The sequence below is a fragment of the Bacillus sp. BC08 genome, assembly GCF_054326875.1.
On sequence record NZ_JBTGPA010000035.1, the window covers coordinates 598,407 to 623,098 of the forward strand.

Consider the following 24,692-nt stretch of genomic DNA (forward strand, 5'->3'; position numbering starts at 1 on the left):
TTATATAAATGTAAACGTTATCAAAAGAGAGAGGTGGAGACAATGAGTAAATTTTTCTTCAATCATAATCCAGCAACAGTAGAGGATGGAAGGCTTGTTAAATATGCTGAAATTATTTATGGAGAAGGCGGCCGTTCTGTATTAGAAAATTTAATGGTGAAGGCATCTATCAGATTGCGTGATCGTTATCCGAATAAATCTGACGAGCAGATCTCGAACTTAGTAAATAAAGGCATCCATGATATGTTTCAAAAATACGTGAGCGAGTAAGAGTAGCCAATGGCTGCTCTTATTTTTTTGTATAAGGATTGTATCTCTAGCTGAAAATAAGGGTGTATTTTGAAAGACATAAGAAGGAGTGGAAAAGATGAGTAATGGAATTGGCCGTTCAAAAGAAAACCTTCCTACTGATGCAAATCATGTTAGTGCAAAAGATCGTGCGCATCAAAAACGTATGGCAAAGCAAAAACAACAAGGGCGTAATGAGGATAGAGGATAACTCAAAAAAAGCTCCTTCTAAAACAGAAGGGGCTTTTTAAGATAAAAAATGATTCGCGGTAACATAAAAAAGTCCGCCATTAATAATTTGCACTGTAATGCGTGGTTCATATTGTTCTTGCAGTGCTTGCTTTTCAATTTCATAGCTTTCGGGAAGTTCATCACTTTCTTCATAAAAACGATTTAAAAGGTCTAAATCGTGATTCCAGCGCACTCTTGCTTCTTTCGCCCACGTATGGTCATCTTCTGCAATAATATTTTTTAAAGCGTCCTCTATACGTTGTAAACCGCTTTGCGGTTTAATGATAGGTGAGAGAGTAAAACAAAAATCAGGTATTTTCGGTGTAAGTTTAATTTTAGTTAATGTTTCATGAAAGTTTGCAATCATTGTGCCAGAAATGAGATGAATCCCAATGGAGTGAAGGATGTCTTTTTTTCGATCACATTGATAGGAAACTTTAATATTTACACCGAGCCACGGATGGAGCGGTGTATGCGTTGCCCCGCTATGCCGTACTTCCTCATATAAACGTATGTAAGAGCCTAATTCTTTTGTCGTTTGGAAAATTTGATGAAGACGTGGTGAACCGTAGTGAATAAGCTCGCCATCGTTTTCTTCATTTTCTGGATTTGTAATAAGAGTAAGGCGCATCGGATTCGGTACGCCTCCTGTTTTCTCAAGATAGTGCCAATAAAAAGGGCGATTCATTAATAATTTATCCATCTCAATTGTTAACTGCACATCTAATAGATGAGGGGAGCGCTGTAAAATTTCACAGTTATTCGCCTCGAAAAAATTGTATAAGTAATTATGAATTTCATGTTGCTGCATAGCCTTGCACCTCAGCTTCATTTCGTTTGGCGAAGTCGATAATAGATGTTAAGTTTTCCATCTTAATTCGGATTTCTCCTTCGCTTTTTGACTGCGCAAATATTTCTTGAATGTGCGCATCGATGTTTTTCATATTAATTCTCGTTAAAATTTCATCAAGTTCCCCGATAACACGCTCAAATAAATTGATTTTTTCATATAACAGTTTCAAAATATGTTCTTCAACAGTGTGTTTTGTAGCTAAGTTATAAATATGAACATCATTCTTTTGACCAAGACGGTGAATACGTCCGATTCTTTGTTCAAGGCGCATTGGATTCCATGGCAAATCATAATTGATCATATGGCTACAAAACTGTAAGTTAATCCCTTCACCACCAGCTTCAGTGGCAATTAATACTTGTGCGTGGTTTTGGAAAAGCTCCTTCATCCAGTCTTTCTTCCCACGTTTAAATCCGCCGCGGAATGGAACGGAAGAAATGCCGTGTTGTTGTAAAAACCATTGTAAGTACATTTGTGATGCTCGATATTCTGTGAAGATGACGACTTTATCGTCAATTTCTTTTATAAGCTCAAGAGCTTTATTCGCCTTTGAGTTGAAAGGAATATGATTAATGTTGTCCATTAGCACATCAATATGCGGGTCTTTTATGTAATGCTCATTTTCCTTCTGCCGTTTTTCTACATGTTTTTTTAATGAATAGTAAACGGCCTCCCGACTACTACACGCTTCTCGTTTTAAAGTTAACGATGAGAAAGCAGATGTGAAGGCATCTTGTCCACGCCAATTTTCAATCCCGTTATACAAAGCTTGCTCTTCTTCATTAAACTCAACGAAAATTGTACGTACATGTCTCTTTGGCCAATCAATTCCGGTATTATGCCGTCGATTTCGGACCATTACTTTATTAATAAGAGCTTTTAAATCTTCATCAGATTCGGCTGAACGATTTTTTGAAGCGTAATATTCTTCAAAGTTGGATTGATTGCCTAAATGTCCTGGTTTTAATAAAGAAACAAGGTTGAAAATTTCATCAATCTTATTTTGAACAGGAGTAGCAGTTAATAATAAGCAAAATTTCTTTTTTAATCGCTGTGCAAATTCATAGTTTTTTGTTTTATTATTTTTAAGTTTATGTGCTTCATCGATAATAATAAGATCATATTCTAAGTTCAAAACGATATCACGATGCGGTGAACGTTTTGCAGTATCAATTGATGATACAATCACATCGGCTTGTTCCCATGAATAGCTTTTCTTTTGGGCTACAGCTGGAATGAAAAACTTTGTATTTAGTTCGTATGCCCATTGTGATACGAGAGAGGCAGGGACGAGTATAAGTACTTTTTTCACAAGGCCGCGGACCATATATTCTTTTAAAATAAGTCCAGCTTCAATTGTTTTCCCAAGTCCCACTTCATCTGCGAGTATCGCTTTGCCATTCATTTGTTCAATGACATTTTGAGCGACTTCTAATTGATGCGGAAGTGGTGTGAAATGAGATAAATGCTTCGGTGCTTGTAATCCATCGAAAGTAGGAACAAGTAACGATTTTTCTGTTTTATAAGCTAAATGATATAAATCCCAGTTTGTCCAAGGGCCATCTTCGTCAATTCTATTTAAAAAATTGTTTTGCCACGTTCGATCTACGGAAATATCGACATTCATTACGACTCTCCCACCTTTTATAAACTAAATTAATTATTAAAAAAATCTTTATTATATAAACCTTGTAATAAGGCACTATTACACATACTAAAAGTTAAAGAATAGGCAAAGATAAAGGGCTAAATTTTGAAAGTTGTATTTAATTAGATTAAGAATAAAAAATTCTAAATTATTTTTTATGCTAGAATATTGATGAAATATAGCGAATAATGTTAGGATAATGGTGTGAAATGTGTGGAATCTTTCGTATTTTATCCAAGAAAGTGATTTTTTATTTACGCTTTCATAAAAAAATATAAGGAGATTCCGTATATCCTATCTTTTCAGAGTGAAAATGTTTAGATATGGCGAGCAACTTTTATTGATTTGTCAAAGCATAAGGGGGAGAGAGCATGATTACATTACAACGTACACCGTTATTTGATGTATACGCGAAGTATGGTGGGAAAACAATCGACTTCGGTGGTTGGGAATTACCAGTTCAATTTTCAAGCATTAAAGAAGAACATGAAGCTGTACGTACAGCGGCAGGTTTGTTCGATGTGTCTCATATGGGAGAAGTTGAGGTAAAAGGTGTAGATAGTTTAGCATTTTTACAACGTGTTGTTACAAATGACGTTTCTACCTTAAAGGTAGGAGGCGCACAATATACAGCTATGTGCTACGAGAATGGTGGTACAGTAGATGATTTATTAATCTACAAACGTGGTGAAGAAGACTATTTATTAGTAATCAATGCATCAAATATCGAGAAAGATTACGAATGGTTAGCTAGCCATGTAATTGGCGATGCGAAAGTAGTCAATGTTTCTAGTGAAGTTGCACAGCTTGCAATTCAAGGACCAAAAGCAGAAGGCATTTTACAAAAAGTTGTGTCAGAAGATTTGAAAGAAATTAAGTTCTTTAAATTTAAAAACGATATTCTTGTAGATGGAATTCCAGCACTTGTATCTCGTACGGGTTACACAGGTGAAGATGGATTTGAAATTTACTGTAAGAGTGAAGATGCTGCAAAACTTTGGGAGAAACTTCTTGAAGTTGGAGCAGAAGAAGGCTTAAAAGCATGTGGTTTAGGTGCTCGTGATACACTTCGCTTCGAGGCAACATTACCACTTTACGGTCAAGAATTATCAAAAGATATTACACCGATTGAAGCTGGAATTGGCTTTGCGGTAAAACCAAATAAAGAAGCAGACTTCTTTGGAAAAGAAACGTTAAAAGAGCAAAAAGAAAACGGTGCGCCTCGTAAGCTAGTCGGCATCGAAGTAATCGAACGTGGAATTCCTCGTACACATTACCCTGTATTTATTGGAGAAGAAAAAATAGGGGAAGTAACGAGTGGTACACAATCTCCAACGTTAAAGAAAAGCATTGGTTTAGCACTAATTGATGTAAAATACGCAGCAGTTGATACAGAAGTAGAAATTGAAATTCGTAATAAACGCGTCAAAGCAGTAGTTGTTCCAACACCATTTTATAAACGTTCAAAGTAACGGGGAGAGGGGTAGATTTCATGTTGCATCGTTATCTTCCAATGACAGAAGAAGACAAAAAAGAAATGTTACAAACGATCGGCGTTCAAACGATCGATGAGTTATTCTCTGATATTCCAGAGAGTGTTCGTTTTAAAGGGGATTTAAAAATTAAAGAAGCAAAATCAGAGCCAGAGCTTTTAAAAGAGTTATCTCAAATGGCTAGTAAAAATGCTAACTTAAAAGAATACGCTTCTTTCTTAGGAGCAGGCGTATACGATCATTACGCTCCAGTAATTGTAGACCATGTTATCTCTCGCTCAGAATTTTATACAGCTTACACGCCATACCAACCAGAAATTTCACAAGGGGAATTACAAGCAATCTTTGAATTCCAAACAATGATTTGTGAATTAACAGGAATGGATGTAGCAAACTCTTCTATGTACGATGGAGGTACAGCTTTAGCTGAAGCGGCAATGCTAGCAGCTGGCCATACTCGTAAAAAGAAAATTCTTGTATCTAGCGCAGTTCATCCAGAATCAAGAGCAGTACTTGAAACGTATGCAAAAGGTCAACATCTTGAAGTTGTTGAAATTAATCATAAAGATGGTGTAACAGATTTAGACGTATTACAAAGTGAAGTAGATGATACAGTTGCTTGTGTAATCGTTCAATATCCAAACTTCTTCGGACAAGTTGAAAAATTAGCTGATATTGAAAAAATCGTTCATCAACAAAAATCATTATTTATCGTTTCTTCAAATCCATTATCATTAGGCGCATTAACACCACCAGGAAAATTTGGTGCTGATGTTGTAATCGGTGATGCACAACCATTTGGTATTCCAACGCAGTTTGGTGGACCACACTGTGGTTACTTTGCAACAACGAAAGCATTTATGCGTAAAATTCCAGGACGTCTTGTTGGACAAACTGTAGATTCAGATGGTAAACGTGGATTTGTATTAACGTTACAAGCGCGTGAACAGCATATTCGCCGTGACAAAGCGACGTCTAACATTTGTTCAAACCAAGCGTTAAATGCATTAGCAGCATCAGTTGCAATGACGGCACTTGGTAAACAAGGTGTGAAAGAAATGGCACGTCAAAACATTTCTAAAGCACAATATGCAAAACGTCAATTTGAAGCGAAAGGCTTCGCTGTAACATTTGCTGGACCATTCTTCAATGAGTTCGTTGTAGATTGCAAGCGTCCAGTGAAAGAAGTAAACGATGCATTATTACAAAAGAATATTATCGGTGGTTACGACCTAGGCCGTGATTATAAAGAGCATGAAAACCATATGCTTGTAGCAGTAACTGAGCTTCGTACAAAAGAGGAAATTGACACACTTGTAAACGAAATGGGGGCTATCCAATGAAGAACCAAGACCAAGCACTTATCTTTGAAGTGAGTAAAGAAGGACGCATAGGATATAGCCTACCAAAATTAGATGTAGAAGAAGTGAAACTAGAAGACGTGTTTGAGAGCGATTATATTCGAGTAGAAGATGCAGAGCTACCAGAAGTATCTGAACTTGACATTATGCGCCACTATACAGCACTTTCAAACCGTAACCACGGTGTTGATTCTGGATTCTATCCACTTGGATCTTGTACGATGAAATATAATCCGAAAATTAATGAGAATGTAGCTCGTTTCGCAGGATTTGCAAATATTCATCCGTTACAAGACGAAAAGACGGTACAAGGTGCAATGGAATTAATGTACGACTTACAAGAGCATTTAATTGAAATTACAGGTATGGATACTGTTACATTACAACCAGCAGCTGGTGCACATGGAGAATGGACAGGCTTAATGTTAATTCGTGCATACCATGAAGCAAATGGTGACTTTAACCGTACGAAAGTAATTGTTCCTGACTCTGCTCACGGAACGAATCCAGCATCTGCAACTGTAGCTGGTTTTGAAACAATTACAGTAAAATCAAATGAAAATGGTCTTGTTGACTTAGAAGATTTAAAACGTGTTGTAAATGAAGAAACAGCAGCACTTATGTTAACAAATCCTAATACATTAGGTTTATTCGAAGAAAATATTTTAGAAATGGCAGAAATCGTCCATAATGCAGGTGGTAAATTATACTATGATGGTGCAAACTTAAATGCGGTATTAAGCCAAGCACGCCCAGGAGATATGGGATTTGACGTTGTGCATTTAAACCTTCATAAAACATTTACAGGTCCTCACGGCGGCGGTGGCCCAGGTTCTGGTCCAGTAGGTGTGAAAGCTGATTTAATTCCGTACTTACCAAAACCAATTTTAGAGAAAACGGAAAATGGCTATCGCTTTAACTATGATCGTCCAGAAGCAATTGGGCGCGTAAAACCGTTCTATGGTAACTTCGGAATTAACGTTCGTGCATACACATACATTCGTTCTATGGGTCCAGATGGACTACGTGCAGTAACGGAGTATGCGGTATTAAATGCGAACTATATGATGAGAAGATTAGCACCATTCTATGATCTTCCATTCGATAGACATTGTAAGCATGAGTTTGTATTATCAGGTCGTCGTCAAAAGAAACTTGGTGTACGTACATTAGATATTGCAAAACGCCTGCTTGATTTCGGTTACCATCCACCAACAATTTACTTCCCATTAAATGTGGAAGAATGTATTATGATTGAGCCGACAGAAACAGAATCAAAAGAAACATTAGACGGTTTTATTGATAAGATGATTCAAATTGCTAAAGAAGTAGAAGAAAATCCAGAAGTTGTACAAGAAGCGCCTCATACAACAGTCATTAAACGTTTAGACGAAACGATGGCTGCACGTAAACCAGTTTTACGTTATGAAAAACCAGCTCCTGTACAAGTTTGATTAGAATAACAAAGGAAGAACTCGCTATATGCGGGTTCTTTTTTTTGTATAGAGAATTTGTCCCGCGATTTGCGGGCTGATAATCAAGGGGGATGAACAAAAATCCCCCACTAATTAAAGTTTCGCTTTATGCAGAAGTGGTGAAGAAAATGTTACTATTTTATATTTTTTGTTTCATAATGGCGTAAAGAAGCAGTTTCATAGGTGATTTTGTTGAAAAAGTCGGTTTGATAAAAGTATTTATTTTTGTTAGAATTTTATTGAAATTAAGAAGATGTAATGAGATAGGAATGACTCATTTTTATGTATATGTGAAAAAACGAGCAAGCTGGGGGTGAAAATGTGGGATATCGGTGTTATAGAATGATATACCATTTAGAAAACGGAAAAACGATTAAAGATATAAAAGAATTTTGTTATCGAGATCAAGGAAAAGTACTAGAAAGAGTAGCGCATCGTGTAATGGATAATAGAGAAGTGACGGCAATTGATAAGCAAGGAACGATCATTTCAATAGCATGTGAGGACATTGTAAAGGTGGAACTTGATTACATAACAGAAAGTTAACCTTGAGTCATATCGAATTATTCGATAAAATATACTGTTGAATGGTGAAGTGAGAAGAGAGGAGTTTATCATGGGTAGCACAAGACACTTTTATATGTTTATCTTAGCGTTTGTTCTTGTTGTCGCATTAACGATTTATTTAATTGTTGATAGCACTTGGTACAACACAGTTCATCCTGCGTTCCTTCTGTTTATGTATGTAGGAATTGCGGTAGTGAGTTTCGGAATGAGAGATGAGATGTTAGATCGCTTTGAAAAGTGATACATATACGAAAGACCAACAGGGAAATGTTGGTCTTTTTTTCTTGCCAAAAATAGGATGGTGTGTATATACTGTGTATATAAGGTATACACAGTATATACACAAACTGGAGGAAAACATGAATATTATTATTTCGAATTCTTCCCAAGACCCTATTTATGTGCAAATAAGAAAACAATTAAGCCAGCTTATTTTAAATGGTGGTTTAAAGGGTGGAGACCAATTACCGTCTATTCGTAGCTTAGCGAAGGAATTACAAATTAGTGTAATTACAACGAAGCGTGCGTACGAGGAGCTTGAAAAAGAAGGATATATAGAAACTGTTGCTGGGAAGGGGACTTATGTTTCACGTAAAAATAATGAACTACTAAAAGAACAGCGGCTACGTTTACTGGAAAGTAAAGCGGAAGAGATTGTGAATGAAAGTAAAGCGTTGCAGCTGTCACTTGAAGATTTACAGCAGATGATTGCGTGTTTATATGAGGGGGAATAAGAGATGTTAGAGCTAAAAAATGTTTGTAAAAGTTATCAAGATTTTGCAGTGAAAAATATAAGTTTTACATTACCACGCGGATATATTATGGGATTTGTCGGACCGAATGGGGCCGGGAAAAGTACGACGATCAAGATGATTATGAATTTAATTCGAAAAGATAGCGGCGATATAAAAATTTTTGGCAAGGACAATAAGAAAGCCGAAAAAGAAATAAAACAAAATATCGGTTTTGTATATGATGAAAATCATTACTATGAAGATTTAACGTGTGAACAAATGAAGCGTATTATTGCGCCGTTATATAAAAAGTGGGACGAAGAGCAGTATCAATCGTATATGCATAGATTGCAAGTTCCGAAGTATAAAAAAATTAAAGAACTATCAAAAGGGATGAAAATGAAATTTGCAATTGCCATCGCACTTTCGCACCACGCGGAGTTTATTATTATGGACGAACCGACAGCAGGATTAGATTCAGTTGTTCGAAGTGAATTACTTGATATGCTGCAAGAAATTGTAATGGAAGATGAAGTATCTGTATTATTCTCAACTCATATTACAACAGACTTAGAGCGTATCGCAGATTATATTACGTTCATCAACGATGGAGAAATTATATTTACTGGTGAAAAAAACGAACTAATGGAGAACTACGTAGTCGTAAAAGGAAGTAACGATTTATTAGACCGAGAAGGAAAAGAACTATTTGTGGGATTACGAAAAAATAAATTTGGTTTTGAAGGTTTAGCGAAGGATAAACAAGCAATTGTCGATTGGTTTGGAAATGAGGTTGTACTAGAAAAGCCTACATTAGATGATATCATCGTTTACACCGCGAAAGGAAGAGGTGCCTATGCGTCAGCTCGTATATAAAGATTTGTTCTTTTTTCGAGGGATATGGCCAGTATATCTTACTATACCCTTTATATTCTTTTTATTTGAAAACGGTGATGGAATGCTGTTTCCTATGAGTTGTTTATTTGTAACGCTTTCATCAATTACGATGTTAATTGTAATTGATGAACGGAATACCAGTGACATTATTATCAATAGTTTACCGTTAAGTAGAAAAAATATCATAATTGCTAGATATATTTCCAGTGCAATATTTATTGTAGGTGGTATGTTCTCTACTATGTTGTTTATTTTCCTTATAAGAGGTATTGCTGTTTTTGATGATATCGGTGCATATCATCCTAATCTATACATTGAAATTCCGTGGTATGAAGTAATAAATGGGGTTGTTTACGCCGTATTTTTAGTTGTCACCTTTTTCCCTAGTTATTATGGTACAAAATCGAAGGTAGTAAGAAGTCTAGTATCAGCAGCATCAATAGGAGTGGGTGGGATACTTTGGATATTTATTAGTGATGGGCTGAATGAAACAACACCTCCATTCCTTGAGTGGATTATGAATCCTCTGCATATTGGTGTATTTATATTTGGATTCATTGCATTAGTCAGTATTTATATCGCTTCTATGTTTCTTACGATCAAAATTTATGAAACGCGTGATTTATAGAGAGGAGAATTCATATGCAACAGTTGATTTTGAAGGAGTTTTTCTTACAGAAGAAGATGTTTCCTTTTTATTTTTTAATACCTATGTTATCTATTTTTAGGGATTCCGTCCAACCAATGGGGATTGCAATAGGATTATTTATGACATGTAGTACGATTATTTATATTTCTTTTTATCATGAAGAGAAAAAGAAAACAGAAAAAGTATTAGTGAGCTTGCCTATAACGAGACAAGAGATAGTTATAGCTAAATATATTTCAAGCACATTATTTATTATAGTCGGTTTGAGTATAACCTCTATAGTCGTAATATTAGGAAATATTTTATTAAACAGAGATATAGTTATTCCTGGATATGCAATATTTTCAGCAATAGTAGCAACTTTGATTTATTGTGTAGTAACGATACCTACTAATTACATTGGGGGATATAAAGCTATTACTGTCTTGAATGTGATTATGATTTTTCCTTTAATGGGTATGATTGGCCTTATGTGCAATATTTTTGGTGATAAAACAATTATGTTAAAAGTACTCTACTCTCAAGAGGCTACACTAGCAATGGGTGTTCTTGGTATCGGAGTGTTAGTAAGTATAGTCATATCAATGTTTCTCTCAATGAAAATGTTTCAGGAGGCAGAGTTATAGAAGGTTCATTTTCATATTAGGAGGGTAAAACATGATCAAGCAATTAGTCTTAAAAGATATGATGTTGCAAAGAAAGTTAAGTTTTGTGTATCTAATATGTTTGTTTTTCCTTGCTATTGTTGATTTTCGTAGTGATAGTTTTCTGATGCCATTTATTATGTTTATACCTGTTCTTGGAATGATGCTGTCAATGAGTTATGAGAATAGGAATAAAAGTGAAATGATAATAAATAGTTTACCGTTTCAGCGTAAAGAAATTGTCATAGCAAAATACATATTTGTAAGTATTTTAGTTACTTTAGGCGGAGTTTTCTCACTTGTGGTTAGTTTAATCCAGTTGCAAAATGAAAATACAACTGTGTTTATGCTATGGGGAGAAATTCTTGGCGGAATCACGGGAGGATTGGTTTATAGCATGATTGTACTCCCAATTGAATTTTCAGTGGGATATAGCAGTGCAAAACAAATTGCACCCTTCATCGGAATTGCATTTGGGTATTTAAGTGGACTGATTGTAAGTAAAGTGTGGTTAGATATAGAGAATGTTTGGAACACGAGTCTTGTTGTAAATAGTTGTTTTATAGCAGGGCTGCTTCTTTTATATGTTATGTCTATGTTTTTCTCAATTCATTTGTATAATGAGCGTGATTTATGAGGGGAGGAGAATAGTTTTGAAACAACTAATTTTAAAAGATTTCATCATTCAATGGAAATTTTTAATTTGGTACATACTGTATCCTGTTTTCTTTTATATGGCTTTAACAGATACGGAAAATCTGTTCATAATTATGTCAGTAATTTTTACAATTGGGGCAACAGTAAAAACATTTGAAGCAGATAGTAAAAATGAGAGTGAAGTTATAGTAAACAGCTTACCAATATGGAGAAAACAAATTGTGTATGCAAAATATATAGTAGCAATTATTATTCTTTTTATAAGCGTAACGGTCGGTTGTTTCACGATGGGAATGAAGAATGGGGTTAACCTATTTGAATTTATTGAAACGAAAATGGTTGCTAGTATTAGCTTTATTTTAGTGTATTTAAGTTTTGTTCTACCGATATCGTTCAAGTTAGGGTATAAAAAAACTATTTTTATTACGATAGTAATATTCATGGCACCGATTGTTATTTTAGAAACTTTGTTTCAAATCAACCTAGAACAAATTCAACTATATAACAGTGTGTTATTCGTTAGTTCAATATGCATGTTCATAATATCTATCTTCGTTTCAGTGAAATTGTATGAGAAGAGAGAATTTTAAAAGGTGCCTTATGTAAGGCACCTTCTTCAATAACGACAATATGAAAGTAAGAGTTTATAAACAGAGAGGCTATTCGGTACAACATCTTTTGGAGTATGTAATATAAAGCTGAGAATGATAACGAGAATGAGAAAGAAGAAAAATAAAAATAGGATCTGCTTATGTATAGAATTTTGCATAGTATTCACTCCTTTTTTAGGTAGTATGTCCAAAAGAAAGGAGTGTATGAAAAATGTTAGGGGGAGAATGATGAACAAAAGAAAATGGTTATATAGAATAGGGGTACTTTTATTTTCAATTGGTCTCATATTAGCAAATTTTTATTCAGATATCCCATCACCATTTCCTAATTTGGATAAAGGGATTGGTATAAGTATTGTCATAGTTGGTCTTCTTTGTCTTATCACATCAAACTTCTACAGAAAGTCTGAATGAATACAAAAAAGGACAGTTACTCTTTTTCAGAAGTACTGTCCTTTTTAAATAATTTATTCCATAGTTTGGCGATACTCCATATAATGACGATTGCAATGGAGGCAATAATAGACCAAGCAATAGATGCAATTTCAAGTGCCATGCTAGGAAGAAATGTAAGAATGGATATTACTTTATGAAACAACCATTCTATTATGTGAAAACTGATTTGCAGTAGAATGACAATCCCAAGTGTAATCCATGCTAACATTTGTTTTCCTTTTTCTTTCCACATGACATTCACCTCACGTTAGCTTAATAGTTTTAAGCCAACAGCGCCGCATAGAATGCAGCTTAGGAAGGCAAGACGACGCCAATCCGCTGATTCACGGAAAATAAGAATACCTAGAAGTGCACTTCCGGCAGTTCCGATTCCAGTCCAAATCGCGTAAGCAGTTCCCATCGGTAATGTGTCCATCGCAAGAGATAAGAAGAAGAAGCTTACGCCGAAGTTGGCGATTAAAATAACTTTTGGTGCCCAGCCTTTCTTTTCAGTGGCTACTTTCATAAAGAGTACACCAATAATTTCACAAATACCAGCTAGAATTAAAAATACCCAAGCCATTTTATGCGGCCTCCTTCGCTTCTTTTTCTTCTGTTACTCGTTTTAGACCAATTACGCCGAAGAAGATTAAGCCGATTAATAAAACTTTTACAATAGAGAAAGGTTCTCCGAAGATGAAAATCTCTGTCAGAACGATCCCTCCAGCTCCAATTCCTGTAAAGACAGCATATACAGTGCCGACAGGTAAATCTTTATAAGCTCTAAATAATAAGACGAAACTAATTGTAATTAATAATGCAACGCCAGCCCATTCAAGTGGTGCCTCCGCGTGTTTTAGTCCAATGACCCAAAAGATTTCAATAATACCAGCTATGATTACATAAATCCATGCCATATGTCATTTCTCCTTCCTACCAGTCGTTAGGTAAAGGGCTTAAAAACGACGCATTGCAAAGGAGCAATCCGTCAGTTTGAAAGGCCTCGCCAAAATACTTGCCAAGAGGCGTTTAAACGAGTCTCAAAGCGATTTAAACCTGCAAATAGTAGCTCAACCATAAGTCCGTCTAGTAAGCATAGAAAAGCTTCTAGAGCGTCTTCTACTTCAATGTTATGCAGTTCACTTTGCTCGTTTGCCCGTTTAAATATAGGGAATAAAAGTTTTCCGACGTTCTCAATGTGTGTATTCGCTTTTTCGATAATTTGTTCGCGAAATGCATCGGGCGGAAAATAAGAAGTTCGTAACCAAAACATTGATTCTTCGCTTTCACCAAATCGTTTTGCATAGCCCTTTAGTAACTGTAAGAGCGATTCTTCAGTAGACGAATTTGAAAAATTTTCGATATCGTCTGTGAAGCTTTGTAAATCTTTTTGAAGAGCGGATTCTAAGCATATAAAATATAGCTCTTCTTTTCCTTTAAAGTGTGCGTAAATCGATGGTTTTTTAATCCCAACTTCTTGAGCAATATTTGCTAATGAAGTTCCTTCGTAGCCGTAGCGTGCGAAATGAGAAAGTGCTACAGCTTTAATGCGGTTTGCTGTCATTTTCATCCCCTACCTACCGTTCGTTAGGTTTATTATATGAGATGGAAGATATAAAGTCAATAGGAGAAGAGCTGAAAAAGAGCGCTATAGGTAACGCTCTTTTTTAGACAGTATCTCGCTCAATTAAATGGAATGAAAGCTCTTCTGCGTTCCCGGCAATTTGCTCGCTTTGGATCTGTTTATAGAATAAAGAAAAAGCATGTGAGCCCATTGTAAGGCCAGGATGCTCAATTGTTGAAATTTCTAATGCCTTTGAAATTTCATGATTATCAAATCCGAGGATAGCAAGTTCTTCAGGGACTCGAATGCCATGTTTTCGCGCCTCTGTTAATAAACCAGCTGCAACTTGATCATTCGCTGTGAAAATAGCGGTTGGACGATTTTTCATGTTTAAAATGCGATGAAGTATTTTTGCACCATCCTGCATCGTATAGCACTGATGAAAAATCCAATCTGGATGTACCGTTTTACCTTCGTTATGAAGCGTATCAGCAAATGCTTTTTCGCGCTCCATAGAATTGGCGCTTGTTTTTCTTGCTAAACAGATTCCGATTTTTTCATGGCCTTTACTTAGTAAATAGGAAGTGCCGAGACGGAAGCCTTCATAGTGATCTACGTAGACGGATGAAATGAGGGGATGCTTCATCTTTTCACATGAAATAATAGGGGCAAATTTTGCGAAAGGTTCAATTTGTTCCCAAGAACTCGTTCGAGAGCAAATAATCATTCCGTCGAATTGTTTCATTTTCATCATTTCAAGAACACGAATCTCTTCGAGGCTATCGTAATTCGTTTGACATAAATTAATATGATATCCAGCTGCTAACGCTTCGTTTCCGATGCCTTCAATAATGGTACTGAAGTATGGGAGGTTAATGAAAGGGAGCATAACCCCGATTGTATAGGTTTTTCCCTTTATTAAATGAATAGCATTTATATTTTTGGCATAGTTCAATTCTTCAACAGCATCTAGAACACGCTTACGTTTTTCTTCTTTTACGTAAGGGTGATTATTAAGGACGCGGGAAACAGTTGATATGGATACACCAGCGGTTTTTGCAATTTGTTTTATATTGGCCATATGTATCACCTCTTTCCCCTATTATAAAGGGAAAATAATAAGAATGAAAAAATCTTGACCTGAAAAGCTTTTCATAAACTATGGTATGAATAAGGCTTCTTTTTATTCGCGTAACCTTTTCACTTGGGCGTAAGAATGATAGGGGTCTTTTTGTTTGCAAAATAGTTTTGTCAAAATGTGTGAGAATAACGTGGAAAGTTTTCAAAGGGGGAGTTTGTTAATGAAGCGAATATGAATAGCATACAAAGTGAGACTGTAATCAGTCGGGCATCTCCCGCGGATTATTAGTCCCACCAATCAGGCATTAACGCTTTATTCATAAAGAGAGCGGTATGAAGAAAGGGCGGAAACAAATTGAAAAAAAGAATCATTTGTTTCGTGTTTTCTAGTCTAGTGCTAAGTTCATGTTCGTTTCAGCAAACGATGCAGGAGGAAAAAAGCTTTGTGGGAACAACAGGGGGAGCTATGGATCGTGTTACGGATCCAATTCCGCTGAAGGAGCTTCCAAAATATTTTCCAGTGAAATTTAAAGTTCCGGCGTTTTTACCGTATGACATTACGAGTGATATGAAGGGGGAAGTCAGAACGATTGGAAAAAAGAACACTGTTTTGATGATTAAATATAAACAGCGGGAGCCGGGGAGAAATGAGTATATTGAGTTAAATGTTGCGAACTTTCCTTATAGTTTTCCGGATCTCGTGGAAGAGAAGCAATTTCAAGAACAAATGAAATTGAATAATGGAGCACTCGCTTATTTTAAAAATAAGGATGATTCCGAGCGAGGAGATGAATTTGCTACGCTTATCTGGAAAGAGAAAGGACTTGAATATCAGCTGCTGTACCGGAATGCACAAGAGAATGATAAAGATGTGATTAAGCAAAATTTATTATACATTGCGAATAATATGGAATGAAAAAACTAGCTGAATCATTCAGCTAGTTTTTGTATGTTATTATTTCTTTTTAATTTTTCCAGTCCACGTTTTGAATCCACCTTGTAATTGGTAGAAATCTTTGTAGCCTTGTTTCTTTAAGTATTGAGCCGCACGACCAGTACGGAATCCGCTTTGGCAGTATAAGTAAACTGGTTGATCTTTACGAAGTTCTTTATGACGAAGGCGAATTTGTGATAACGGAATGTTACGTGCGCCTAAAATATGCCCTGCAGTATATTCGTCCGCTTCGCGAATATCGATAAGTTGTGCTTTACGGTAGCCAGCGCGAAACTCTTCTTCTGAAAGTGTTTTAATTAATTTTTTCTGATAGAAATACATCCATACAGTGTAGCCGATGAACGCTACGATTACGGCTAATAAAATAATCCAAGTTGTTGACACGGTTCTATCGCTCCCTTTTTTCTTATCCTACTTTCAATATTATAATGCCCGTATGTATTTATGCAACAGATTCATTTGCATAATAAGAAGAAATTTCGTATTCTTTCACAAATTTTGTCGAATTTGGTAGACTAGAGAATGTGAAAAATAATTGGTTATATGAGGTGCAGGATGGGAAAAGAAAAATGGTGTTATATTAACTCTGGTCAATGTTCACCGGCATTTAATATGGCGTTAGATGAATGTTTATTAAATTGGCAAAGTGAAAAGAAAATGCCACCAACCATTCGTTTTTATGAATGGGAAGTACCAACATTAACAGTTGGGTATTTCCAGCGTGTTGAAAAAGATATTAATATGGATGTAGTTAACGAAAAGAAATACGGATTCGTTCGTCGTCAAACAGGCGGCAGGGGTGTACTACATGATAAAGAATTAACTTACAGTGTTATTGTGTCTGAAGATCATCCAAATATGCCAAAAACAGTTACAGAAGCGTATCGTATTATTTCGCAAGGTTTATTAGACGGTTTTAAGGCATTAGGATTAGAAGCGTATTATGCAGTTCCAAAAACGGAAGCAGACCGTGAAAATTTAAAAAATCCACGTTCAGGCGTATGCTTTGATGCACCGTCTTGGTATGAAATTGTAGTAGAAGGAAGAAAAATCGCAGGTAGTGCACAAACACGTCAAAAAGGTGTGATTTTACAGCACGGATCGATTCCGTTAGAAATAGATTTAGATGAATTATACGATCTGTTTTTATTCCCGAATGAACGTGTAAAAGAGCGTATGAAGAGTATGTTCTCTTCTAAAGCGGTAGCAATTAATGAATTAACAGACCGTACGTTTACAATTGAACAGTTGATTAAAGCGTTTGAGGTTGGGTTTGAAAAAGGATTAGATGTAGAGCTTGTTCCATATGAATTAACAGAAGAACAGTTACATGAAGTGCAAACATTAGCAAAAGAGAAGTATGAAAGTAAGGAATGGAATTATAAAAAATAAGAGGTGGCAAGTGCCACCTCTTATTTTTTTATAGTAAATTAAGTACTTTTTCTACTTTGATTCCTTTATCTTGTAAAGAACGAAGGCGATTTACAACGTCCATAATTTCTTTGTCAAATGTAACGCTAATACCTTGGCTTTGTAGTTCTTGTTTTAAGCTTTCAATAGAATCATCTATGTCGATGCCAAGCTCGTAATCTTGACAAACTTCAATTGTCTTTTTCACGAGTTTCACATAATTTTCTTGTAGTTTTGTGTTTGTTTCAGTCAAAGCAGGTTGCTTCGGTTTTGCAGGTGCAACCGGTGCTGTCTCTTGCTTTGTAACTGGAGTTGGTACTGCTTTTTTTACAGGTGCTGGAGTAGATAATTCCACAGCTGCTTCTACACTTACTGGCTTCGGCGTTGGTACTGGAGTAGGTTTAGGTGCTACAGGTGTTTCTACTCGCGTAACAGGTTTTGGAGCAGCTGTAACTGCTTTTGGAGCTTCTACAACTACTTCTTTTTTCGGAGTAGCTTCTACAACTGTTTCTTCTTGCTCAGCAGCTTCTTTATTTTCTTTGCTCCACATAACGCGTTCAACTTCTAGAGAAACATTATTTTTGTTCATCGCTGTTAATGTAACTTTACCAACTTCAGCGTTCCCAGTGAAATCAACAATTTTATAAATAACACTCTTGTTCCAATCCACGTTTCCGCTCAAAAATAATTCTTCGTTACATTTTGGCGTTAAGCCCTCGATTTTAATTTCTGCGTTTACACCGTTTTCACTATATACCATAATTAGCGAAGCATTTACATCTTCGTCTGCTAACATTAGTTCACGTACCATTTTGCCGGTGCGTACTTGCGTTTTCTTCTTAACTGACATCTAATTTCTCCTCTCAAAAATTCAGTAATAATAAAAAAATCGTATAACGAAAAATAATTGCTCACGAAGATTTATGATACCGATAATAAAAGCATCACGTCAACAATTAACTTTAATTATTTTGCATTTTTCTTATTTTCTTTATGAAATTTTTCAATTTGTAAAATTAGACAGAAGAAAAACAGCCTTTTGAAAGGCTGTTAAAAATTTGATTTTTTATATAATAATTTATATAAAGCAAAAAATAAGATAGCGATTAAGGCGTTTTGCCAAAAAGTTAGATGGTAAAGGAGATAAGGTTGTTTTCTAAAATAAATATTTACGAATATAGCTGAACAAAATGGAGTAGCAAAAGTGAGTCCGAATAGAATTCGTCTTTTCCAATTTATTTTTTTATTAAAAGAGTAACGCTTTAATAAATATAATATAAGCAGTATTCCTAGAATAATGAGTGAAACAGACAAAGTAGTTCCAGGGATGCTAAAGGGTGGGCTTGTTATATCGGTATTTTTTTCAAACAGGAAAATGAAAAGAGAAGCAAGGGCATCCATTCCAAACTGTATAGCAAGAAGTAAGCTAATAACAAAACCGATTAAAGAAGTTTTTTCTAACTTTGTTTGGGTTGGTAAAGCTGATATAAGTTCATCGCAGTAAGATTGTAAATCATTTCCGAAAATGTCATAAGCATTTTTATTTTCTGTTTGTGCTTCGATAAGGTGGTCTAATATTTCTAACAAAAGTTCTTCTACTTGATGTTCGGGTACATTAGATAACCGAAGGTATACTAACATATCGCCATAAGCAGTTTCGTTTTTGGAAGTTAAAAGCTCACGTTTTTTATTATTCAATTCAATCATGTCTTGTGCATTCATCCCTATCACTCCCCTTGTAATAAGTTGTTTACGGTCGTTGAAACCATTCCCCAGCTTTGTTTAAATTCTTCAAGCTGTTCTAATCCTTTATCGGTTACGTGATAATATTTACGTTTTGGACCGAGTGAGGAGGCTTTTAATGTTCCTTCAATCAACTTTTCTTTTTGCATACGTAACAATAACGGATATATGCTTCCTTCGCTTACGAATGTAAATCCGTGTTTATTTAATTTTGTACTCAGTTCATATCCGTACACTTCTTCTTGTGAAATGATGTATAGGATGCAACCTTCGAGCACACCTTTTAACATTTGGCTGTGCATGATTTCACCACCTTTTATTCAGGTAACTTGCGTTGCAAGGTAGCTGATATCCAAATTATAACATTCAGTAACTTGCAACGCAAGTTACTGATGTGGAAAACTTTTATGAGTGTTAATTTCTCAACGTTCCCCATACTAACGAGAGGAGGGAAGCGTATGAAACCATTTATGCCAAAACTCGTTTACTTTGAGCCGAAGGCACTTGAATATCCGCTTGGAAAAGAGCTGTATGAGAAGTTTACGAAGATGGGATTAGAAATTCGTGAAACGACATCTCATAATCAAATTAGAAATTTGCCAGGTGAAAATGATTTGCAAAAGTATCGTAATGCAAAGGCAACACTTGTAGTTGGGGTGAGGAAGACATTAAAGTTTGATACGTCAAAACCGTCAGCTGAATATGCAATCCCGCTCGCAACAGGGTGTATGGGGCATTGTCATTATTGTTATTTGCAAACGACACTTGGGAGTAAGCCTTACGTTCGCGTGTATGTTAATCTTGATGAAATATTTGAGAAGGCAAAGCAATATATGGATGAAAGAGCACCTGAAATAACACGATTTGAAGCGGCTTGTACATCAGATATCGTTGGAATTGATCATTTAACACATGCATTAAAGCGAGCAATTGAATTCATTGGGGAAAGTGAGCATGGGCGTTTACGTTTCGTTACGAAATATTCGCACGTTGATCATTTATTAGATGCAAAACATAATGGGAAAACCCGTTTTCGGTTTAGTATTAATTCACGGTATGTGATTAAAAATTTTGAGCCGGGGACATCACCTTTTGAAGAGCGTATTGAGGCGGCACGTAAAGTAGCAGGCGCGGGTTATCCACTTGGATTTATAGTTGCGCCACTTTATATGCATGAAGGATGGGAAGAAGGATACCGTGAATTATTTGAGCGACTGTACAATGCACTAAAAGATTTATCCATACCGAATTTAACATTTGAATTAATTCAACATCGCTTTACAAAACCAGCAAAAAAGGTCATTCAAGAGCGTTATCCAAACACGAAACTTGAAATGGATGAAGAGAAGCGTAAATACAAATGGGGACGATACGGCATCGGGAAATACGTATATAAAAAAGATGATGCGGAAGTATTGGAAGAAACAATAAGAGGTTATATACATGAGTTTTTTCCTGATGCAGAAATACAATACTTTACTTAAGAGGAGTCTGTATACAAATACAGATTCTTTTTTGTTTTATATATTTAGGCTTGTTTTCAACTTGTCACGTTATTCTTTCTGGTGTATCATTTTATTGATTGCTTCGTACGGAATGAGCAAAATGAAATTGGATGGAGGAAACCGATGCCTACCCCTAGTATGGAAGATTATATTGAACAAATTTATTTGTTGATTGATGAAAAGGGTTATGCCCGCGTATCTGATATTGCTGAAGCGCTGAGTGTACATCCATCCTCTGTAACAAAAATGGTGCAAAAATTAGACAAAGATGAATATCTAATTTATGAAAAATATAGAGGGCTTGTATTAACATCAAAAGGTAAAAAAATCGGAGAACGTCTCGTATACCGTCATGACTTGCTAGAGCAATTTATGCGTATTATCGGTTTGGATGAAAGCAAGATTTACAATGATGTAGAAGGAATTGAACATCATTTAAGTTGGGAAGCAATTGACCGCATCGGTGATTTAGTGCAATACTTTGAACAAGATGAGGTTCGAGTGGAAACACTTCGTGGTGTTCAAAAAGCAAATGAAGAGAAAAGTAATTAAGGGGAACGTATGTCGTTTCCTTTTTTATTTCAATCGAAAAGGATGGGAGAATTATGAAAGCAATTATTTTTGATTTTGATGGATTAATTGTGGACACAGAAACAATATGGTTTCACTCTTTCAGAGACGCCGTTCGTGAGTATGGCGGGGAGTTACCTTTAGAGGAATTTGCAAAATGTATTGGAACGACAGATGATGTACTATATGCATATTTAAATGAGCAATTAAAAGAGAAGTTTAACAAGGATGCATTAAAAGAAAAAGTGAAAACTTTACATAAAGAGAAAATGAAAATACCAGAAGCTCGTGACGGGGTAAAAGAATATTTAGAGGAAGCGAAAGAGATGGGATTGAAAATCGCATTAGCTTCCAGTTCATCTAGAGAATGGATTATTCCTTTTTTGGAGGAACTACAAATTCGAGATTATTTTGAAGTCATTAAAACGAGAGAAGATGTTGAAAAGGTAAAACCGGATCCAGCACTTTATCGATTTGCGATAGAAGATTTAGGGATCAATCCGTCTGAAGCAGTTGTATTTGAAGACTCGTTAAACGGCTTGAAAGCAGCGATTGCAGCAGGATTAAATTGTGTCGTAGTACCTAATGATGTGACACGGAACTTACCTTTTGAAAATCATCACCTTCGAATTGAAAGTATGAAAGATAAAAGTTTGAAAGAAGTACTGCAAAATATAAAAAAAGACCGTATTTCCTAAAAGGAAGCACGGTCTTTCTTTTTTGTTTTTTTACCTTCAATGACAGTTAAATGAGATTGTTTTCTTTTTCGCTTCAAAGTGGAAGGAGTGCCTTTTTTCCCTTTGTCATTAGAAGCGTTTGATTTAAATAAAGAATTGCTTAGGGGTGCTACATTTTGTTTCCCATGTTTGCGGTTCGATTGTTTTGCAGCACGCTTATAAGAGCTTTGCGAATTTGCAGAACCACTAGAGTTTGTAAACATTTTGTAGAGTAAATAAAAGATACCAACGACAGCCAACATGATACCAATATTTCTTAACACTCCCATTGGATCTGTAATGACAGATGAAACAAGGCCGAATATTGCTAATCCGATAATAAGCACAAATATAGCGAAAGTAAACGAACGACCGTTCATAAGGAACACCTCCTAAAAACATATATTAAAAATAGTATATTAACGATGAGGAAAGGAGTTGAACACCATTTTTAAATAATTATTGTTTGTTTTCTAAACGTAATAATTCTTCAAACGATGCAATGGCTACTTCCACTTGATCATCTGTTGGTTCTTTCGTTGTTAACAGTTGCAGCCATAATCCGGGATATCCAAGTATGCGTAATACTGGAATATCGCGTAATCGATTTGTAAATTGTAACACTTCGAAAGAAATGCCGAGAACGACTGGAATTAATAAAATTCGGTTTACGACTCTGGCCCAAAGTGGATCTGTAGGGACAAGGAAATAAACAAACATTCCAATAATGACTGTAAATATAATAAAGCTACTGCCACAGCGATAATGAAGGCGAGTTTGTTTTTGCACATTTTCTACAGTCATTGGAAGGTTATTCTCATAGGCATTAATTACTTTATGCTCCGCACCATGGTACTGAAATACCCGCTTAATAAGTGGGGTTAAAGAAATAAAGTATATATAGCTCAATAATAGCATGAGCTTAATGACACTTTCGACAATGATTTGCCCTGTATGAGAGGGGAAAATCGGTCTCGTTAATTCAGCTAGTAGTGCAGGAACTGCTGTGAAAATGACTTTACCAAATATGAAAGATAAAACACCAACTGCTGCAACTCCTAATACCATCGTTAATTTCGATTGTTCTTCTTTGTTATTTGCAATTTGTTCGTCTTCTTCTGGGTGGACATCAAATCGTTCTGAAGCAAAGTTTAAATGTTTTGCTCCGTTTGCACTTGCATCCACAATAGCGGCAATACCTCGTAAAAATGGAATTTTCTTCAGGATAGATAATGCTTTATTACGAACGCGTGGTAATCGATAAAATTCAATCGATTTATCTTTACGACGAACCGCTGTAACAGTATATTCTCTACCGCCAAACATAACTCCTTCTATGACTGCTTGCCCGCCATATATTTGTTTTGACTCTTCTGCCATGTTAACACCAACCTGTATTTGTTTCTCTCTTATGTAGAAAAAGAGGCAATTGTCATACTGGGTTCTGTCATTTTGAAATAAGACAATCACCGAGTTTCCTTTATTTTATCGACAAATACAAGTATATGACAAGGAAAAATGTTACGAGAGTCGGACATTTCTTATTCTTTTTATAGACAAATTTCGCAGTATTTAAACATGGTTCAAAATAGTTTCGGGCATACTATTGAGCGGAGGTGTCGATGTGAGTCAAGAACAATTAGGAACAAGAAATTTTGTACAAATTGGTTTATTTGGTGGAGTCTTTTGGGGAGGGATATGGTATTTCCTTCATATATTTTCATTTACGGAAGCAGGACCGAACTATTTACTTTTACCATTTGCCTTTGGAAGCTGGAAAGAAGGGGTATGGGGCAATGTGTCAGGAATCGTTTGTATGGGACTACTTTCGATTTTAATTGCCTTTTTGTATAAAGCGTTTTTAGCAAAGTTTGAAGGAATTCTGCCAGGGATGATTTATGGTCTATTTTGGTGGGCGTTACTATTTTTCGGAATGGGGTTAATAGCGCCTGCTATTAAAAGCGCACTCCATTTACCGAAAGAAACAATTGTGACGACGATATGCATTTTTATATTGTATGGTGTGTTTATAGCATATTCTGTTTCCTACGCAGTAAATACCAATAAAGCTGAGCGAGAAGGGGAAGAGAAGACGAACTATTCAAATAAGTAACTCCTATGTTAAAATGTTGTATAGATATTTAATATTAAGGAGTTTTAAGCATATGAAAAAGGTACTCCTCGTAAACGGTCCTAACCTAAATCGCCTCGGTGTCAGGGAGGTAAATGTATATGGAAAGGGCACGCTAGCGACACTTGAAGCAGATATGAAGCAAGAAGCAGAAACAATGGGAGTGGAGTTAGAATGTTTCCAATCGAATCATGAAGGTGCGATTATTGATCGTATTCATGAGGCGGAAGATATATATGAAGGGATCATTTTAAATCCTGGAGCATTTACGCATTATAGCTATGCGATTCGAGATGCGATTGCGAGCATTTCGATTCCTGTTATTGAAGTACATATTTCTAACATTCACCAGCGTGAGTCGTTCCGTCATGAATCTGTGACGGCAGCTGTTTGTGCGGGACAAATTGTTGGATTTGGTTTTTATGGCTATAAGTTAGCGTTATTTGCATTAATGGAGAAATTGAGGGAGGCATAA

34 protein-coding genes are annotated in these 24,692 nt (G+C 35.8%); 21 read left to right on the top strand and 13 right to left on the bottom strand.

Features of this window, described 5'->3' with window-relative positions; all coding sequences use genetic code 11:
• The first annotated feature begins 42 nt into the window (after window positions 1–42).
• Both ACXVYO_RS21210 and ACXVYO_RS21215 read left to right on the top strand, forming a co-directional pair.
• Window positions 43–270 carry a hypothetical protein gene (locus ACXVYO_RS21210; RefSeq protein ID WP_000032702.1) on the top strand — a complete coding sequence of 76 codons (228 nt, stop codon included), beginning with the start codon at window positions 43–45 and terminating at the stop codon, window positions 268–270.
• 97 nt (window positions 271–367) lie between these two features.
• A complete protein-coding gene (locus ACXVYO_RS21215) occupies window positions 368–499 on the top strand; it encodes a hypothetical protein (protein WP_087956938.1) in 132 nt (43 codons plus the stop codon).
• A 36-nt stretch (window positions 500–535) separates the two neighbouring features.
• Here the strand turns inward: ACXVYO_RS21215 and ACXVYO_RS21220 are convergent, their stop codons facing one another.
• Complete coding sequence (locus ACXVYO_RS21220) at window positions 536–1,330, bottom strand: YqhG family protein (RefSeq protein WP_458468410.1); 795 nt, start codon at window positions 1,328–1,330, stop codon at window positions 536–538.
• Window positions 1,317–2,999: a DEAD/DEAH box helicase gene (locus ACXVYO_RS21225; protein ID WP_458468411.1), complete on the bottom strand. Its 1,683-nt coding sequence runs from the start codon at window positions 2,997–2,999 to the stop codon at window positions 1,317–1,319. Before ACXVYO_RS21225 ends, ACXVYO_RS21220 begins: the two co-directional genes overlap by 14 nt.
• Window positions 3,000–3,391: 392 nt before the next feature.
• Here ACXVYO_RS21225 and gcvT point away from each other — a divergent pair, with 392 nt between their 5' ends.
• From gcvT to ACXVYO_RS21285, 12 genes are all read left to right on the top strand, one after another.
• Entirely contained in the window at window positions 3,392–4,492 is a 1,101-nt protein-coding gene (gcvT, locus tag ACXVYO_RS21230; protein ID WP_000631760.1) for a glycine cleavage system aminomethyltransferase GcvT, read from the top strand.
• Window positions 4,493–4,512: 20 nt separating this feature from the next.
• Window positions 4,513–5,856, top strand: a complete 1,344-nt coding sequence (gene gcvPA, locus ACXVYO_RS21235; RefSeq protein WP_063260821.1) for an aminomethyl-transferring glycine dehydrogenase subunit 1 — start codon at window positions 4,513–4,515, stop codon at window positions 5,854–5,856.
• Complete coding sequence (gcvPB, locus tag ACXVYO_RS21240) at window positions 5,853–7,328, top strand: aminomethyl-transferring glycine dehydrogenase subunit 2 (protein WP_061677399.1); 1,476 nt, start codon at window positions 5,853–5,855, stop codon at window positions 7,326–7,328. The genes gcvPA and gcvPB overlap by 4 nt, the downstream gene beginning before the upstream one ends.
• 363 nt (window positions 7,329–7,691) lie before the next feature.
• Window positions 7,692–7,895, top strand: coding sequence for a DUF3929 family protein (locus tag ACXVYO_RS21245; protein ID WP_061677400.1), 204 nt, complete (start codon window positions 7,692–7,694; stop codon window positions 7,893–7,895).
• Window positions 7,896–7,965: 70 nt separating this feature from the next.
• Complete coding sequence (locus tag ACXVYO_RS21250) at window positions 7,966–8,157, top strand: hypothetical protein (protein WP_000535935.1); 192 nt, start codon at window positions 7,966–7,968, stop codon at window positions 8,155–8,157.
• A gap of 118 nt (window positions 8,158–8,275) precedes the next feature.
• Window positions 8,276–8,650: a GntR family transcriptional regulator gene (locus tag ACXVYO_RS21255; RefSeq protein WP_001021351.1), complete on the top strand. Its 375-nt coding sequence runs from the start codon at window positions 8,276–8,278 to the stop codon at window positions 8,648–8,650.
• Between the two features lie 3 nt (window positions 8,651–8,653).
• A complete protein-coding gene (locus ACXVYO_RS21260; RefSeq protein WP_458468412.1) occupies window positions 8,654–9,526 on the top strand; it encodes an ABC transporter ATP-binding protein in 873 nt (290 codons plus the stop codon).
• A complete protein-coding gene (locus ACXVYO_RS21265) occupies window positions 9,507–10,175 on the top strand; it encodes an ABC-2 transporter permease (protein WP_098373999.1) in 669 nt (222 codons plus the stop codon). The genes ACXVYO_RS21260 and ACXVYO_RS21265 overlap by 20 nt, the downstream gene beginning before the upstream one ends.
• A 14-nt stretch (window positions 10,176–10,189) precedes the next feature.
• A complete protein-coding gene (locus ACXVYO_RS21270; protein ID WP_458468413.1) occupies window positions 10,190–10,822 on the top strand; it encodes an ABC-2 transporter permease in 633 nt (210 codons plus the stop codon).
• Window positions 10,823–10,853: 31 nt separating this feature from the next.
• Window positions 10,854–11,477, top strand: a complete 624-nt coding sequence (locus tag ACXVYO_RS21275) for an ABC-2 transporter permease (RefSeq protein ID WP_458468414.1) — start codon at window positions 10,854–10,856, stop codon at window positions 11,475–11,477.
• Complete coding sequence (locus ACXVYO_RS21280; RefSeq protein ID WP_458468415.1) at window positions 11,461–12,087, top strand: ABC-2 transporter permease; 627 nt, start codon at window positions 11,461–11,463, stop codon at window positions 12,085–12,087. Before ACXVYO_RS21275 ends, ACXVYO_RS21280 begins: the two co-directional genes overlap by 17 nt.
• 249 nt (window positions 12,088–12,336) lie before the next feature.
• Window positions 12,337–12,522, top strand: a complete 186-nt coding sequence (locus ACXVYO_RS21285) for a hypothetical protein (RefSeq protein WP_458468416.1) — start codon at window positions 12,337–12,339, stop codon at window positions 12,520–12,522.
• Window positions 12,523–12,538: 16 nt separating this feature from the next.
• Here ACXVYO_RS21285 and ACXVYO_RS21290 read toward each other — a convergent pair whose 3' ends face one another.
• From ACXVYO_RS21290 to ACXVYO_RS21310, 5 genes are all read right to left on the bottom strand, one after another.
• Window positions 12,539–12,796, bottom strand: coding sequence for a DUF3975 family protein (locus ACXVYO_RS21290; protein ID WP_458468417.1), 258 nt, complete (start codon window positions 12,794–12,796; stop codon window positions 12,539–12,541).
• Between the two features lie 15 nt (window positions 12,797–12,811).
• Window positions 12,812–13,126 carry a DMT family transporter gene (locus ACXVYO_RS21295; protein WP_000312621.1) on the bottom strand — a complete coding sequence of 105 codons (315 nt, stop codon included), beginning with the start codon at window positions 13,124–13,126 and terminating at the stop codon, window positions 12,812–12,814.
• A 1-nt stretch (window position 13,127) separates the two neighbouring features.
• A complete protein-coding gene (locus tag ACXVYO_RS21300; protein WP_131934236.1) occupies window positions 13,128–13,460 on the bottom strand; it encodes a DMT family transporter in 333 nt (110 codons plus the stop codon).
• A 71-nt stretch (window positions 13,461–13,531) separates the two neighbouring features.
• Complete coding sequence (locus ACXVYO_RS21305) at window positions 13,532–14,113, bottom strand: TetR/AcrR family transcriptional regulator (protein ID WP_002073006.1); 582 nt, start codon at window positions 14,111–14,113, stop codon at window positions 13,532–13,534.
• Between the two features lie 97 nt (window positions 14,114–14,210).
• Window positions 14,211–15,188, bottom strand: a complete 978-nt coding sequence (locus ACXVYO_RS21310) for a LacI family DNA-binding transcriptional regulator (RefSeq protein ID WP_458468418.1) — start codon at window positions 15,186–15,188, stop codon at window positions 14,211–14,213.
• Window positions 15,189–15,566: 378 nt separating this feature from the next.
• Between ACXVYO_RS21310 and ACXVYO_RS21315 the strand changes: the two genes are divergently transcribed.
• Window positions 15,567–16,103 (top strand): DNA polymerase III subunit delta, encoded by a 537-nt coding sequence (locus ACXVYO_RS21315; RefSeq protein ID WP_458468632.1) that lies wholly within the window; start codon window positions 15,567–15,569, stop codon window positions 16,101–16,103.
• Window positions 16,104–16,142: 39 nt separating this feature from the next.
• Here the strand turns inward: ACXVYO_RS21315 and ACXVYO_RS21320 are convergent, their stop codons facing one another.
• Window positions 16,143–16,526 carry a rhodanese-like domain-containing protein gene (locus ACXVYO_RS21320; protein WP_048531103.1) on the bottom strand — a complete coding sequence of 128 codons (384 nt, stop codon included), beginning with the start codon at window positions 16,524–16,526 and terminating at the stop codon, window positions 16,143–16,145.
• A 171-nt stretch (window positions 16,527–16,697) separates the two neighbouring features.
• Between ACXVYO_RS21320 and ACXVYO_RS21325 the strand changes: the two genes are divergently transcribed.
• Window positions 16,698–17,534 carry a lipoate--protein ligase family protein gene (locus ACXVYO_RS21325; protein WP_000514071.1) on the top strand — a complete coding sequence of 279 codons (837 nt, stop codon included), beginning with the start codon at window positions 16,698–16,700 and terminating at the stop codon, window positions 17,532–17,534.
• 28 nt (window positions 17,535–17,562) lie between these two features.
• Here the strand turns inward: ACXVYO_RS21325 and ACXVYO_RS21330 are convergent, their stop codons facing one another.
• The 3 genes from ACXVYO_RS21330 to ACXVYO_RS21340 all read right to left on the bottom strand — a co-directional run bounded on the left by ACXVYO_RS21330 (window position 17,563) and on the right by ACXVYO_RS21340 (window position 19,597).
• A complete protein-coding gene (locus tag ACXVYO_RS21330) occupies window positions 17,563–18,402 on the bottom strand; it encodes a hypothetical protein (protein WP_088022494.1) in 840 nt (279 codons plus the stop codon).
• A 200-nt stretch (window positions 18,403–18,602) separates the two neighbouring features.
• Complete coding sequence (locus ACXVYO_RS21335) at window positions 18,603–19,274, bottom strand: DUF1129 family protein (protein ID WP_458468419.1); 672 nt, start codon at window positions 19,272–19,274, stop codon at window positions 18,603–18,605.
• Between the two features lie 5 nt (window positions 19,275–19,279).
• Complete coding sequence (locus tag ACXVYO_RS21340) at window positions 19,280–19,597, bottom strand: PadR family transcriptional regulator (protein WP_000556083.1); 318 nt, start codon at window positions 19,595–19,597, stop codon at window positions 19,280–19,282.
• A 156-nt stretch (window positions 19,598–19,753) separates the two neighbouring features.
• Here ACXVYO_RS21340 and splB point away from each other — a divergent pair, with 156 nt between their 5' ends.
• From splB to ACXVYO_RS21355, 3 genes are all read left to right on the top strand, one after another.
• Window positions 19,754–20,779 carry a spore photoproduct lyase gene (gene splB, locus ACXVYO_RS21345; RefSeq protein WP_270339969.1) on the top strand — a complete coding sequence of 342 codons (1,026 nt, stop codon included), beginning with the start codon at window positions 19,754–19,756 and terminating at the stop codon, window positions 20,777–20,779.
• Window positions 20,780–20,923: 144 nt separating this feature from the next.
• The gene (gene mntR, locus ACXVYO_RS21350) at window positions 20,924–21,352 is read left to right on the top strand and encodes a transcriptional regulator MntR (RefSeq protein ID WP_001143071.1); all 429 of its coding nucleotides are present in this window, start codon (window positions 20,924–20,926) and stop codon (window positions 21,350–21,352) included.
• Window positions 21,353–21,405: 53 nt separating this feature from the next.
• A complete protein-coding gene (locus tag ACXVYO_RS21355; RefSeq protein ID WP_458468420.1) occupies window positions 21,406–22,068 on the top strand; it encodes an HAD family hydrolase in 663 nt (220 codons plus the stop codon).
• Here ACXVYO_RS21355 and ACXVYO_RS21360 read toward each other — a convergent pair.
• Together ACXVYO_RS21360 and ACXVYO_RS21365 are read right to left on the bottom strand one after the other, a co-directional pair.
• The gene (locus ACXVYO_RS21360; protein WP_046956360.1) at window positions 22,065–22,466 is read right to left on the bottom strand and encodes an SA1362 family protein; all 402 of its coding nucleotides are present in this window, start codon (window positions 22,464–22,466) and stop codon (window positions 22,065–22,067) included. The genes ACXVYO_RS21355 and ACXVYO_RS21360 overlap by 4 nt on opposite strands.
• 79 nt (window positions 22,467–22,545) lie before the next feature.
• Window positions 22,546–23,466, bottom strand: coding sequence for a DUF1385 domain-containing protein (locus tag ACXVYO_RS21365; RefSeq protein WP_000807116.1), 921 nt, complete (start codon window positions 23,464–23,466; stop codon window positions 22,546–22,548).
• Window positions 23,467–23,710: 244 nt separating this feature from the next.
• Between ACXVYO_RS21365 and ACXVYO_RS21370 the strand changes: the two genes are divergently transcribed.
• Both ACXVYO_RS21370 and aroQ read left to right on the top strand, forming a co-directional pair.
• Window positions 23,711–24,199 (top strand): YqhR family membrane protein, encoded by a 489-nt coding sequence (locus ACXVYO_RS21370; protein ID WP_073516477.1) that lies wholly within the window; start codon window positions 23,711–23,713, stop codon window positions 24,197–24,199.
• Between the two features lie 52 nt (window positions 24,200–24,251).
• Complete coding sequence (gene aroQ, locus ACXVYO_RS21375) at window positions 24,252–24,692, top strand: type II 3-dehydroquinate dehydratase (RefSeq protein ID WP_000757087.1); 441 nt, start codon at window positions 24,252–24,254, stop codon at window positions 24,690–24,692.

Excerpts from the sequence above, each read along its gene's own strand:
- ACXVYO_RS21225 (WP_458468411.1), bottom strand. The coding sequence starts at position 2,999 with ATGAATGTCGATATTTCCGTAGATCGAACGTGGCAAAACAATTTTTTA.
- ACXVYO_RS21255 (WP_001021351.1), top strand. The coding sequence starts at position 8,276 with ATGAATATTATTATTTCGAATTCTTCCCAAGACCCTATTTATGTGCAA.
- gcvT (WP_000631760.1), top strand. The coding sequence starts at position 3,392 with ATGATTACATTACAACGTACACCGTTATTTGATGTATACGCGAAGTAT.
- ACXVYO_RS21330 (WP_088022494.1), bottom strand. The coding sequence starts at position 18,402 with ATGTCAGTTAAGAAGAAAACGCAAGTACGCACCGGCAAAATGGTACGT.
- ACXVYO_RS21275 (WP_458468414.1), top strand. The coding sequence starts at position 10,854 with ATGATCAAGCAATTAGTCTTAAAAGATATGATGTTGCAAAGAAAGTTA.
- ACXVYO_RS21265 (WP_098373999.1), top strand. The coding sequence starts at position 9,507 with ATGCGTCAGCTCGTATATAAAGATTTGTTCTTTTTTCGAGGGATATGG.
- ACXVYO_RS21285 (WP_458468416.1), top strand. The coding sequence starts at position 12,337 with ATGAACAAAAGAAAATGGTTATATAGAATAGGGGTACTTTTATTTTCA.
- gcvPA (WP_063260821.1), top strand. The coding sequence starts at position 4,513 with ATGTTGCATCGTTATCTTCCAATGACAGAAGAAGACAAAAAAGAAATG.
- gcvPB (WP_061677399.1), top strand. The coding sequence starts at position 5,853 with ATGAAGAACCAAGACCAAGCACTTATCTTTGAAGTGAGTAAAGAAGGA.
- splB (WP_270339969.1), top strand. The coding sequence starts at position 19,754 with ATGAAACCATTTATGCCAAAACTCGTTTACTTTGAGCCGAAGGCACTT.
- ACXVYO_RS21305 (WP_002073006.1), bottom strand. The coding sequence starts at position 14,113 with ATGAAAATGACAGCAAACCGCATTAAAGCTGTAGCACTTTCTCATTTC.
- ACXVYO_RS21365 (WP_000807116.1), bottom strand. The coding sequence starts at position 23,466 with ATGGCAGAAGAGTCAAAACAAATATATGGCGGGCAAGCAGTCATAGAA.
- ACXVYO_RS21290 (WP_458468417.1), bottom strand. The coding sequence starts at position 12,796 with ATGTGGAAAGAAAAAGGAAAACAAATGTTAGCATGGATTACACTTGGG.
- ACXVYO_RS21270 (WP_458468413.1), top strand. The coding sequence starts at position 10,190 with ATGCAACAGTTGATTTTGAAGGAGTTTTTCTTACAGAAGAAGATGTTT.
- ACXVYO_RS21340 (WP_000556083.1), bottom strand. The coding sequence starts at position 19,597 with ATGCACAGCCAAATGTTAAAAGGTGTGCTCGAAGGTTGCATCCTATAC.
- ACXVYO_RS21280 (WP_458468415.1), top strand. The coding sequence starts at position 11,461 with ATGAGCGTGATTTATGAGGGGAGGAGAATAGTTTTGAAACAACTAATT.
- ACXVYO_RS21295 (WP_000312621.1), bottom strand. The coding sequence starts at position 13,126 with ATGGCTTGGGTATTTTTAATTCTAGCTGGTATTTGTGAAATTATTGGT.
- ACXVYO_RS21220 (WP_458468410.1), bottom strand. The coding sequence starts at position 1,330 with ATGCAGCAACATGAAATTCATAATTACTTATACAATTTTTTCGAGGCG.
- ACXVYO_RS21300 (WP_131934236.1), bottom strand. The coding sequence starts at position 13,460 with ATGGCATGGATTTATGTAATCATAGCTGGTATTATTGAAATCTTTTGG.
- ACXVYO_RS21355 (WP_458468420.1), top strand. The coding sequence starts at position 21,406 with ATGAAAGCAATTATTTTTGATTTTGATGGATTAATTGTGGACACAGAA.
- ACXVYO_RS21335 (WP_458468419.1), bottom strand. The coding sequence starts at position 19,274 with ATGAATGCACAAGACATGATTGAATTGAATAATAAAAAACGTGAGCTT.
- aroQ (WP_000757087.1), top strand. The coding sequence starts at position 24,252 with ATGAAAAAGGTACTCCTCGTAAACGGTCCTAACCTAAATCGCCTCGGT.
- mntR (WP_001143071.1), top strand. The coding sequence starts at position 20,924 with ATGCCTACCCCTAGTATGGAAGATTATATTGAACAAATTTATTTGTTG.
- ACXVYO_RS21250 (WP_000535935.1), top strand. The coding sequence starts at position 7,966 with ATGGGTAGCACAAGACACTTTTATATGTTTATCTTAGCGTTTGTTCTT.
- ACXVYO_RS21325 (WP_000514071.1), top strand. The coding sequence starts at position 16,698 with ATGGGAAAAGAAAAATGGTGTTATATTAACTCTGGTCAATGTTCACCG.
- ACXVYO_RS21215 (WP_087956938.1), top strand. The coding sequence starts at position 368 with ATGAGTAATGGAATTGGCCGTTCAAAAGAAAACCTTCCTACTGATGCA.
- ACXVYO_RS21210 (WP_000032702.1), top strand. The coding sequence starts at position 43 with ATGAGTAAATTTTTCTTCAATCATAATCCAGCAACAGTAGAGGATGGA.
- ACXVYO_RS21360 (WP_046956360.1), bottom strand. The coding sequence starts at position 22,466 with ATGAACGGTCGTTCGTTTACTTTCGCTATATTTGTGCTTATTATCGGA.
- ACXVYO_RS21260 (WP_458468412.1), top strand. The coding sequence starts at position 8,654 with ATGTTAGAGCTAAAAAATGTTTGTAAAAGTTATCAAGATTTTGCAGTG.
- ACXVYO_RS21245 (WP_061677400.1), top strand. The coding sequence starts at position 7,692 with ATGATATACCATTTAGAAAACGGAAAAACGATTAAAGATATAAAAGAA.
- ACXVYO_RS21310 (WP_458468418.1), bottom strand. The coding sequence starts at position 15,188 with ATGGCCAATATAAAACAAATTGCAAAAACCGCTGGTGTATCCATATCA.